Origin of the sequence: Streptomyces sp. (assembly GCF_031181555.1) — a bacterium.
In the GTDB taxonomy this organism is placed as follows: domain Bacteria; phylum Actinomycetota; class Actinomycetes; order Streptomycetales; family Streptomycetaceae; genus Streptomyces; species Streptomyces fimbriatus.
Genome location: NZ_JAPSKQ010000197.1, coordinates 1 through 10,217 on the forward strand (window position 1 = coordinate 1; position 10,217 = coordinate 10,217).

Sequence of the window (10,217 nt, forward strand, 5' to 3'; positions counted from 1 at the left end):
CCGACGTCCACTGCGGGATCGCCGGGAACCAGTAGTTGATGTAGATGGCGGCGGCGGTCAGCTCGGCCATGCCGGTGACCACCCACATCAGCCAGTACGTCCAGCCGGTGAAGTAGCCGAAGAACGGTCCGAGGAACTCGCGCGAGTACTCGGCGAAGGAGCCCGAGACGGGGCGGTAGAGCAGGAGCTCGCCGAGCGCCCGCATGATGAAGAAGATGATGACGCCGGCGAGGGCGTACATGACGATCAGGCTGGGTCCGGCCTTGGCGATGTTCGCCCCGGCCCCCAGGAAGAGGCCGACGCCGATGGCACCGCCGATGGCGATCATCTGGACCTGACGGCTGTTGAGGCCGCGCTCGTACCCCTCCTCGGGTACGGCCTCTTTGTCGACCTGCGGTGAGGTCATGTGTGGTGCGCCTTTCTCCATGCCGACCCGGGCCGCTGGTCGGCCGCGGATCGGGTCACGATCCCCCCGGACTGATGGAGCTGAGCTGTTCGCTCGTGCCTGGCCGGCGGTGGCCGGCTCGGTGGCGCACCCGGCCGAACATTCGGGTGGTGTTCACCGGGCGATCGTGAAGGTGTACCACGACCGCTTCGGTGATCGAACCGGCGTCGAGTGACCCGGGCCACGGAAAGACGCGGACGAAAGGGACCACGGCGGTGAAACGCCGCCTCCTCTTTGGTGCGATCGTTACCCGGATTTGAGTGTCCGTTGAGCGGACACCGGGCGCACGGAGGCCACGGTGGCGGCCGGACGGCGAAAGGGCCCGCCCGTACCGGTGACGGTACGGGCGGGCCCTCCGGCGGCGGCACGGGGCGCGTCCCCGCGGGACGCGCCCCGGTCGGCTAGGGCGCCTTGGTGGCCTCCAGGCCGGTGTCCTCCGTCCCGGTCTCCGTGCCGGCCCGGCGGGCGCGGACGAAGTCCAGGAAGGAGTTGAGCTCGCGCTTGACCACGGGGGCCAGCAGGTAGAGGCCGATGATGTTGAACACCGAGAGCAGGAAGAGCGCCGAGTCGGCGAGGCTGATCAGCGAGTCGAGGGAGAGCAGGGAGCCCGCGACCACGAACACGCTCCACACCACCTTGAACGTCATCTCGCTGGTCCTGCTCCGGCCGAAGAGGTACGACCAGGCCTTGAGGCCGTAGTAGCCCCAGGTCAGGATCGTGGAGAAGGCGAACAGCAGCACCGCGACGGTCAGCAGGTTCGGGAACCAGGGCAGGACGGTCTCGAAGGCGTCGGACGTGATGGTGACACCGCCGATGCTCTCGCCCGCGCGGGCCGCGTCCCAGCTGGCGGGGGAGGCGATGACGATGGTCAGCGCGGTCATGGTGCAGATGACGACCGTGTCGATGAACGGCTCCAGCAGGGCGACCAGGCCCTCGCTCGCGGGGTGCTTGGTCTTGACCGCGGAGTGGGCGATGGGCGCGGAGCCCAGACCGGCCTCGTTGGAGAAGGCGGCCCGCTGGAAGCCGACGATCAGGGCGCCGATCACACCGCCCGCGACGCCGTCGGCCTCGAAGGCGCCCTCGATGATGGAGCCGAACGCGTCGGGCACCGCGGTGACGTTGGTCAGGATGACGGTCAGGCAGGCCAGGACGTACATGATCGCCATCGCCGGGACGAGCCGGCTGGTGACCGAGGCGATGGAGCGGATGCCGCCGAGCAGCACGAGACCGACCAGGGCGGCCACCACCAGGCCGAACAGCACGGCACCCGCGGAGGAGGCCAGGAAGCCGTCCTCGCCGCCGAAGGTGGAGGATATCTGGGCGTAGCTCTGGTTGGTCTGGAAGAGGTTGCCGCCGAACAGACCGAAGAAGAGGATCATGACCGAGGCCAGCACGGCGAGCACCTTGCCGAGCTTGGCGCCGTTGCCGCCGAAGCGGTCGGCGAGGCCCTTGGGCAGGTAGTGCATCGGACCGCCGGAGACGGTGCCGTCCTCGTGCTCCTCGCGGTACTTCACGCCGAGGGTGACCTCGACGAACTTGGTGGCCATGCCGAGCAGGCCGCACAGGATCATCCAGAAGGTGGCGCCCGGACCGCCGATGGAGACGGCGACGGCGACACCGGCGATGTTGCCGAGGCCGACGGTGCCGGAGACGGCGGCGGTCAGCGCCTGGAAGTGGTTGACCTCGCCGGGTGAGCCCTTCTCGTCGTACTTGCCGCGCACGACGTCGAGGGCGAGTTTGAGTTTGCGCGCCTGGAGCAGGCCGAACCAGCCGGTGAAGACCAGACCGGCGACCACGAGCCAGGCGACGATGAGCGGAAGCTCGGTGCCGCCGACCGGGACGGCGTAGAAGACGATGTCGCCGACTGCGGTCGCGACGGGATCGAAGAAATCACTGACGGCGTCGTCGATGGTGGTGGTGATGGAGTCGAGTGACATCGAACTTCCTCGGTGGCGCGGGAACATGCTGGCGTGGCGCAGCAGAGCGGGTGGCGACGCGGGCGAACGCCATGGTCCGTTCGGCGACGGCGGTGGGGCGGCGGCCGTGAACCGGACCGTCGTCCTCTTGTCGTGCTGGTCGTACACACCGGCGGTGACCGGCTTCTTCGATCACGGCGAGGGGTGGGCCGCGAACGAGTTGCCGATTCTTACCACGCCGTTTACGTACTATCGAGTGACGCAGATCACATGAAAGCATCTCTGCGGGGCAAAACCGCAGGGGTAGTGACGGGATCGTTATCCGGACACGGAATTCTTTTGGCCGGACAGGCCGGGTGGATCTTTCCGGACAGAGACGGACAGATCCCCGGACGGATCCGGGGGCGGCCTACGGACGGCTCTACGGCATGAGCGTCGAGACGAGCGTCTCCTGGAGGCCGCCGAGCCACAGGTACGCCATCACCATCGGCTTGCGCGGATCCTCGTCGGGGAGGTGGAGGAGGAGGTCGTTGTCGTCCTCGTCGCCGATCTCCAGGCGGGAGCCGATCGCGAGGCGCAGGTCGTTCAGGGCGCCGAGCCACCGCCGCGCCTGCTCGGGCGCCAGTTCGAGCACCGCCCCGCCCTCACCGGCCGGGGCGAGCGCGTCCAGGGAACGGATCACCGCGAGGGCGTTCTCGCGCTTGCCCGCGCGCAGGTCGTTCTCGGTGTAGCGGCGGAACTCGGCGGAGTACGCCCGCTGCTCCTCGGCGTCCTCGGCGGAGGCGGGCCGCCCGGGGTCGCCGTAGGCGTCCGGGAAGAGGCGGCGCAGCACCGGGTCGGAGGGCGGTTCGCTCGGCCCCTCGGAGAACAGTTCGGCGAGCGGGTCGCCGGAGGCGTCCTCGGCGGGGCCGGGGCCGATGAGCTCCATCAGCTGCACGGCCAGGGACCGGATGATGGAGATCTCGACGTCGTCGAGGGCGACGGCCGCGCCGCCGCCGGGGAGCGGTTCGAAGTGTCCTGGCATGGAGGCGATTCGCTACTTCCGGTCCTGCGGGCGGGGTCGGGTCATGTCCGGTCCGGTCACTTCCGGTCCTGCTGGAGGGTGGCCCACAGCCCGTAGCCGTGCATGGCCTGGACGTCGCGTTCCATCTCCTCGCGGGAGCCGCTGGAGACGACCGCCCGGCCCTTGTGGTGGACGTCGAGCATGAGCTTGGTGGCCTTGTCCCTGGAGTAGCCGAAGTACGTCTGGAAGACGTAGGTCACATAGCTCATGAGGTTGACCGGGTCGTTGTGGACGATGGTGACCCACGGGACGTCGGGCTCGGGTACGGCGAAGGCCTCCTCCGCCGACTCGGTGCGTTCGATCTCCAGGGGCGCGGGTGACGTCACACTGCCCATGCTGCCACCGCAGGGGGGTGGTCGCACAAACCGGCCCGCTCACGGGGCGTGCGCGGGGTGCTCCGTCCGGCATCCGGACCCTAAATCGTCAAACTGACGAAATGGGGGTAGCATCCTTGCCATGAGCACAGCGGATCTTGGGCTGCCGGTGGACGTTCCCTCGACGGCGCTCTTCACGGACCAGTACGAGCTGACGATGCTGCAGGGCGCCCTGCGGGCCGGTACGGCCGACCGGCGCAGCGTGTTCGAGGTCTTCACCCGGCGGCTGCCGAACGGCCGCCGGTACGGCGTGGTGGCCGGCACCGGACGGGTGCTGGACGCGGTGGAGAACTTCCGCTTCGACGAGGGCGTCCTGCACTTCCTGCGCGAGCGGCGGATCGTCGACGACCGGACCCTGGAGTGGCTCGCCGGCTACCGCTTCTCCGGCGACATCTGGGGCTACCCCGAGGGCGAGGTGTACTTCCCGGGCTCGCCGATCATGCGGGTCGAGGGCAGCTTCGCCGAGTGCGTGCTGCTGGAGACCGTGATCCTGTCGATCCTCAACCACGACTCGGCGATCGCCGCGGCGGCCTCCCGGATGTCGTCCGCCGCCGGCGACCGGCCGCTGATCGAGATGGGCGCCCGGCGCACCCACGAGCTGGCCGCGGTGGCCGCCGCCCGGGCCGCCTACGTCGGCGGCTTCTCCTCCACCTCCGACCTCGCGGCCGGTTTCCGCTACAACATCCCGACCGTGGGCACCTCCGCCCACGCCTTCACCCTGCTGCACGACAGCGAGCGGGACGCCTTCCGCGCCCAGGTGGACTCGCTCGGCGGCGGCACGACGCTGCTCGTGGACACCTACGACGTGGCCGAGGCGGTCCGCACGGCCGTCGAGGTCGCCGGGCCGGAGCTGGGCGCCGTGCGCATCGACTCCGGTGACCTGCTGCTGGTGGCGCACCGGGTGCGGCAGCAGCTGGACGAGCTGGGGGCGACCGGTACGAAGATCCTCGTCACCTCGGACCTGGACGAGTACGCCATCGCCTCGCTGGCGGCGGCGCCCGTGGACGCGTACGGGGTGGGCACCCAGCTGGTGACCGGCTCCGGGCACCCGACCGCCTCCATGGTCTACAAGCTGGTCGCCCGCGCCGCGTCCGCCGACCCCCGGGCGCCGCTGGTGCCGGTGGCGAAGAAGTCCACCGGCGGCAAGACCTCCATCGGCGGCCGCAAGTGGGCCGCCCGGCGGCTGGACGCGTACGGCGTCGCCGAGGCCGAGGTGGTCGGCACCGGCGAGGTGCCCGCCGAGCTGGCCGACCGGCAGCTCCTGGTGCCGTTGGTCGAGGGCGGCGAGGTGATCGCACGCGAGCCGCTGGACGTGGTCCGCGACCGGCACGCGGCGGCCCGCGCGGGTCTTCCCCTGTCGGCTACTCAGCTCTCCCGGGGGGAACCCGTCATTCCGACGGAGTACGTGCACGGGGGCTCGGGTAGCTAAGGCAGCATGCCCGTCCCGCGGGTCACGGCCGCCGGCCGCCCTTCCCCCGTCCGCACCGACCGTCAACCCACAGGCTCGGAGGTTCACCGGCCGAGCCGTTCCCCACCCGACCCCACAGCCGAAGGACACCGACCATGCGCCGCGCCTTGATCGTCGTTGACGTGCAGAACGACTTCTGCGAGGGGGGCAGCCTCGCGGTGACCGGCGGCGCCGACGTGGCCGCCGCCATCACCGAGCTGATCGGACAGGCCCCGGCCGGCTACCGGCACGTCGTGGCCACCCGTGACCACCACATCGCCCCCGGCGGGCACTTCGCCGACAACCCCGACTACGTCCGCTCCTGGCCCGCGCACTGCGTCGCCGGGACCGAGGGCGTCGGCTTCCACCCGAACTTCGCCCCCGCGGTCGCCTCCGGCGCGATCGACGCCGTCTTCGACAAGGGGGCGTACGCGGCGGCGTACAGCGGGTTCGAGGGGACCGACGAGAACGGCGTGGGCCTGGCCGACTGGCTGCGGGCCCGGGAGATCGACGAGGTGGACGTGGTGGGCATCGCCACCGACCACTGCGTGCGCGCCACCGCCCTGGACGCCGCCCGCGAGGGTTTCCGCACCCAGGTCCTGCTCGACCTCACCGCCGGGGTGGCCCAGGCGACCACCGAGCGGGCGATCGAGGAGATGCGGGAGGCGGGCGTGGAGCTCTCGGGCAAGCCGGTCGTGCAGTGACCGTCACGCGGGTGCCGCGGGGCGTCTGAGCAGGGCTCTGATCGGACGCCACAGCTCCACGGCCGGCGCGGGGCCGGTCAGCACGCCGTTGCCGGGCGCCGTGCGCCATATCAGGCCGTCGGGGTGGTGCAGCACCGCAGTGATCTCGTCGGGGGTCGGCGGGGCGGCGTTGCCCCGCAGGTAGACCGACCGCAGGCCCAGGTTGCGCAGCCTGGTCAGGGCGCGCGCCCGGTTCCGCGCGTGGACGAGCACGCGGACTCCGGACGGTCCGTCGGCGGCGGGGCTGGGCAGGTTCAACGCCACCACCACGGTGCCGTTCGGCAGCTTGCAGAAACCTCCTGCGGCCATGCGGTCATACCCCCGTGTCAGCCGGTGTCAATAAGAGAACCACAGGACGCACCTAAACACGGATCGGCGGCAACCCGCCAGGGGGTCACCGCCGATCACGCTCTGACCTGCGCAGATGTTGGTTACCTGCCCGCAGGCCCGACCTCGAGCTCGATCGTCGAGCCGTTCCGGGCCTCCTTGAGGATCTTGATCTTCGTGTTGGTGTCAGTGATCTTCACGCCACCGGTCGGGTTCGACTCGTCGTAGTAGTCGTTCGTCCGGTCGTTGAAGACCGACACGCCCTTCGACCCCGGGATCCACGTCGCCACGTCCGCCTTGTGCAGCGTCATGCCGTCGGTGCGGTACTTGCTGAACGGCGCGTCGTAGGTCTGGATGCGGTTGCGCATCAGCGTGCCGTCGGACCACTTCAGCGCGGTCGGGTGCGAGTCGACCGGGAGGAGCAGACCGGTGCCCGGGTGCTGGCTGGTGTTGTTGTCCGCCTGGGAGGTGTCCCACTTCCAGATCAGCAGGCCGTTCTGGTACGCGTAGTGCTCGACCCAGTCCGGGCGGGACGTGAAGCCGAAGTTGTACGGGCCGACCTCGAGGGTCTTGTCGTACGACACGTACTGGCGGTTCTCGGCGATGTAGTACTGCTCGTAGTCCTCGGTGAAGGACGCGCCGACGCGGGAGAAGCCCTTCTTCGCCCAGGCCTCGTCCGCGGTCTCGGCGTCGTCGGAGAAGACCGGCGCGCCGTCCGCGGTGACCGTGATCGCGTCGGCCGTGAAGCCCTTGAGGGCCACGCCGCCGTCGGACTGGTAGCGGAAGCGCAGGTCGATCTTCTGGCCCGCGTAGGCGTCGAGGGAGTACGCGAACTTCTTGTGGCCGTCGAGCGTGCCGTGCAGGGCCGGCTTGTCGGCGGCGTCGCGCGGGATCGGCTGACCGTCCACCGTGCCGTCGATGGCGGTCCAGTTGGCGCCGCCGTCGGTGGAGACCTCGGTGTAGAGGTAGTCGTAGTTGGCCTCGATCTCGTACCAGCCGTCGAAGGTCAGCTCGGCCTTCGACTTGCCGGTCAGGTCGACCGAACGGCTCAGCGTGTTCTTGAGGTTGTCACCGCTGCCGCTCCACCACTGGGTCTCGCCCTGGGCGGGCGGGATGATCTCGGTGGTGACCGCCTTCTTCGGGAGCTCGACGACCAGCGCCTGCTTGTGCTTGGTGTTGTACTCCGCGACGCCCAGCTTGTGCCAGGAGTTGACGCCCGCCTTGGCGGTGTCGTAGTTCAGCCAGCCGAGCTGGAGCTTGTCCCAGGCGGTCATGTCGCCGGGCAGGTCACCGATCTCCTTCTTGCCGGTGCCCAGCCAGGAGCCGGAGGACATCAGCGTCCAGAAGCCGGTGGAGTTCTCGCCGCCCGCGGTGTCGTAGTGGTCCGGCAGACCGAGGTCGTGGCCGTACTCGTGGGCGAAGACGCCGAGTCCGCCGTTCTCCGGCTGGACGGTGTAGTCGCCGACCCAGATGCCGGTGTTGCCGATCTGCGCGCCGCCGAGCTTGTTCTGCTCGGGGCCGGTGGCGCCGGCGTCGGTGCCGAAGGCGTACCAGCGGTGGGCCCAGATCGCGTCCTCGCCCTGGGCGCCGCCGCCGGCGGACTCGTCCTCACCGGCGTGCACGATCTGGAAGTGGTCGATGTAACCGTCGGGCTCGTTGAAGTCGCCGTCGCCGTCGTGGTCGTAGCGGTCCCACTCGTCGAAGCGGGTGACGTCCGCCTTGATCTGGGCGTCGGTGCGGCCGGCCGCCTTCTGCTGGGCGACCCAGGCGTTCAGACCGTCGCTGACGACGTTCCACACGCTCGGGCAGTTGGTGTCGCCGCAGGCGTTGTTGCCGTAACGGGCCTCGTTGTAGGGGACCTTGACCCAGTCGGAGACCTCGCCCTCGACCGAGTAGCGGCCGGAGGACTGCTTCTCGTAGTACGTCTTGACCGAGTCGACGCCCTTGCCGGACCCGAAGTACAGGTCCTCGAAGTGCTGCTGGTCGTAGTCCTCCTGCCAGGCCGTGGAGTTGTCCTTCTTGCGGTCCGGCTTGGCGATCTGGTTGTGCAGCGGGCCCGGGGTGCCGCCGTAGCGGCTGTCGATCCGGTCGCCGAACTCGACCAGGATCGTGAAGATCTTGTCGGTCTTCTCGCGGCCGAGCTCGACGTACTTGGCGTCGCCCTTCTTGCTCTTGAGCTGGACGACCTTCGAGCCGTCCTTCTTCTTCACCTCGGCCTTGCCGGAGATGACCTGCTTCAGCGCCTCTTCGCGCTGGGCTTCCTGGGTCTTGGAGAGCGGGCCCTCGAGGTCGTGCTCGACGTGGTTGTGCTCCGCCGGGTCGTGCCGGTCCACGGTGCTGGGCCGGTCGGCCCTGCCGGCCGCGTCGGCCGTGTCGGCCTGGGCCACGGTGAACGCAGAGCAGGTGGCGGTGGCCGCCGCGAGGGCCACGCCTATCGCGGCCGCTCTGAACGTCCAGGGTCTACTGGTCACTTGAGATCCCCTCCCGCGTGCGTGCGCGCGGACAGGGGATCCGGTGGTGGAGGGCCCGCGCCGCACGTGATCAACGCGTGTAGTCAAGTGACGACATTTGACTAGAGGTTCGCCGGAAAAAACAGACCTTGACTTGAACAGTTCAATTGCACTATGCGGAGCCCGCGTCCGCTTTACGGACACACTCGGGCGGACCCGGGGCTCAGGGGGCACGCCCGCACGGACTCGAACGACTCGAACGGGCGCGCATATGCGCCCACCATATGGACACCATGAATCCGTGCGCCCCCTGTGCACCGGCCCTGTCGGTCAGGTCACGCTTACTGTCCGTTCCGCTCGGGCACGCTCGCGGTTAGAGTCGCTTGGCGGAACGCCTTCGAGCCGGTGGAAAGCCAGGCCGACAGCCCCCGACTTCCGAGGACACGATGGCCATGCCCCGTCCGACTGTCGCTCAGTTCGCCTACGGTTCGTGCACCGTGGTCTTCTCGGCCCTCGTCATGCTGCTGTTGTCACGCACGAGTTCGGGCCCGGGAATCGCGGTCGTCGCCGTTTCGGCACTCGCCCTCGGAGTCCTGGTGGCCATGACGGTGCCGCACGCCGGGCCACGCCCCGCCGCGGTGGCACGGCCCGCCTCCGGGGAGCCGGCCCGGGCCGCGGCCACGGCCACGCCCACGGCCTCGGCCACCGCCGCGGACCGGGAGCCGGTGCGGGAGCGGGCGGCGTCCTGACCCGGCGTTCCCGTCCGGTGTGCGCCGATCCGGCGTGCGTCCATGCGGTGGCGCGTCACGTCGTGCTGACGACCACCGTCTTGGCGGCCTTGTCGTGCAGGCCCTGTTTGTAGGGCCGGTCGAAGAAGCTCCAGCCGCCCGAGATCGCGGTCCACACGCAGGCGCAGCAGAACGCGAACGGCAGCCACAGCACGGCCGCGCGGATCAGCGCGGTCTGCACGGAGGGGGTGGCGCCGTCACCGAGGTTGGCCACCCGCAGTTTCATCCACTTCTTGCCCAGGGTCTGGCCGGAGCGCGCCGTCATGAACGTGTCGTAGGCCATGTAGAGGACCGCGGCGACGAGCGACTGCCAGAACGACTTGTCGGCCTCGATGCGGTCGCCGTCCACGTCGTACTCGTTGACGCCGAACGCCCAGGTGAGCAGCCCGACGACGATCCCCACGAGGATCATGTCGATGATGCGGGCGAGCGTGCGCCGGCCGCTGTCGGCGAGCGGGGGCATGCCGGCCAGGGGGTCGGTGGGACCCGGGCCACCGCCGTAGGGACCGCCACCGCCGTAGGGGCCGCCGCCTCCGCCGTACGGACCGCCGCCTCCGTAGGGGTCGCCGCCGCCCGGGTACGGCGGGGGCCGGCTGCCGTACGGGGCGTCGTAGGGGGAGCCCTGTCCCGGTGCCCCGGGGCCGCCGGTGTCTCCGGGGCCGCC

The 10,217-nt window shown here is 70.0% G+C and carries 10 protein-coding genes; 3 read left to right on the forward strand and 7 right to left on the reverse strand.

Annotated features, from left to right (window positions below; genetic code table 11):
- The 4 genes from RIM90_RS27670 to clpS all read right to left on the reverse strand — a co-directional run.
- A partial coding sequence (locus tag RIM90_RS27670; RefSeq protein ID WP_309063481.1) for an amino acid permease occupies positions 1–406 on the reverse strand: 406 nt, incomplete at its 3' end.
- A gap of 440 nt (positions 407–846) precedes the next feature.
- Complete coding sequence (locus tag RIM90_RS27675) at positions 847–2,382, reverse strand: alanine/glycine:cation symporter family protein (protein WP_309063482.1); 1,536 nt, start codon at positions 2,380–2,382, stop codon at positions 847–849.
- Positions 2,383–2,782: 400 nt separating this feature from the next.
- A complete protein-coding gene (locus RIM90_RS27680; RefSeq protein ID WP_309063483.1) occupies positions 2,783–3,385 on the reverse strand; it encodes a DUF2017 domain-containing protein in 603 nt (200 codons plus the stop codon).
- Between the two features lie 56 nt (positions 3,386–3,441).
- Complete coding sequence (clpS, locus tag RIM90_RS27685) at positions 3,442–3,759, reverse strand: ATP-dependent Clp protease adapter ClpS (RefSeq protein WP_309063484.1); 318 nt, start codon at positions 3,757–3,759, stop codon at positions 3,442–3,444.
- A gap of 121 nt (positions 3,760–3,880) precedes the next feature.
- On the opposite strand from clpS, the gene RIM90_RS27690 reads away from it, so the two are divergent.
- Both RIM90_RS27690 and RIM90_RS27695 read left to right on the forward strand, forming a co-directional pair.
- Positions 3,881–5,227 (forward strand): nicotinate phosphoribosyltransferase, encoded by a 1,347-nt coding sequence (locus tag RIM90_RS27690; protein ID WP_309063485.1) that lies wholly within the window; start codon positions 3,881–3,883, stop codon positions 5,225–5,227.
- Between the two features lie 134 nt (positions 5,228–5,361).
- Entirely contained in the window at positions 5,362–5,949 is a 588-nt protein-coding gene (locus tag RIM90_RS27695; RefSeq protein WP_309063486.1) for a nicotinamidase, read from the forward strand.
- A 3-nt stretch (positions 5,950–5,952) separates the two neighbouring features.
- Here RIM90_RS27695 and RIM90_RS27700 read toward each other — a convergent pair whose 3' ends face one another.
- Both RIM90_RS27700 and RIM90_RS27705 read right to left on the reverse strand, forming a co-directional pair.
- Positions 5,953–6,297, reverse strand: coding sequence for a hypothetical protein (locus tag RIM90_RS27700; protein WP_309063487.1), 345 nt, complete (start codon positions 6,295–6,297; stop codon positions 5,953–5,955).
- A gap of 122 nt (positions 6,298–6,419) precedes the next feature.
- The gene (locus RIM90_RS27705; RefSeq protein WP_309063488.1) at positions 6,420–8,786 is read right to left on the reverse strand and encodes an immune inhibitor A domain-containing protein; all 2,367 of its coding nucleotides are present in this window, start codon (positions 8,784–8,786) and stop codon (positions 6,420–6,422) included.
- 425 nt (positions 8,787–9,211) lie between these two features.
- Here RIM90_RS27705 and RIM90_RS27710 point away from each other — a divergent pair, with 425 nt between their 5' ends.
- Positions 9,212–9,514: a hypothetical protein gene (locus tag RIM90_RS27710; protein ID WP_309063489.1), complete on the forward strand. Its 303-nt coding sequence runs from the start codon at positions 9,212–9,214 to the stop codon at positions 9,512–9,514.
- Between the two features lie 55 nt (positions 9,515–9,569).
- Here the strand turns inward: RIM90_RS27710 and RIM90_RS27715 are convergent.
- Positions 9,570–10,217, reverse strand: a 648-nt coding sequence (locus tag RIM90_RS27715) for an RDD family protein (protein WP_309063490.1), incomplete at its 5' end; no start/stop codon positions are given.

Coding starts and splice junctions, on each gene's coding strand:
- RIM90_RS27675 (WP_309063482.1), bottom strand. CDS start 2,382: ATGTCACTCGACTCCATCACCACCACCATCGACGACGCCGTCAGTGAT.
- RIM90_RS27680 (WP_309063483.1), bottom strand. CDS start 3,385: ATGCCAGGACACTTCGAACCGCTCCCCGGCGGCGGCGCGGCCGTCGCC.
- clpS (WP_309063484.1), bottom strand. CDS start 3,759: ATGGGCAGTGTGACGTCACCCGCGCCCCTGGAGATCGAACGCACCGAG.
- RIM90_RS27690 (WP_309063485.1), top strand. CDS start 3,881: ATGAGCACAGCGGATCTTGGGCTGCCGGTGGACGTTCCCTCGACGGCG.
- RIM90_RS27695 (WP_309063486.1), top strand. CDS start 5,362: ATGCGCCGCGCCTTGATCGTCGTTGACGTGCAGAACGACTTCTGCGAG.
- RIM90_RS27700 (WP_309063487.1), bottom strand. CDS start 6,297: ATGGCCGCAGGAGGTTTCTGCAAGCTGCCGAACGGCACCGTGGTGGTG.
- RIM90_RS27710 (WP_309063489.1), top strand. CDS start 9,212: ATGGCCATGCCCCGTCCGACTGTCGCTCAGTTCGCCTACGGTTCGTGC.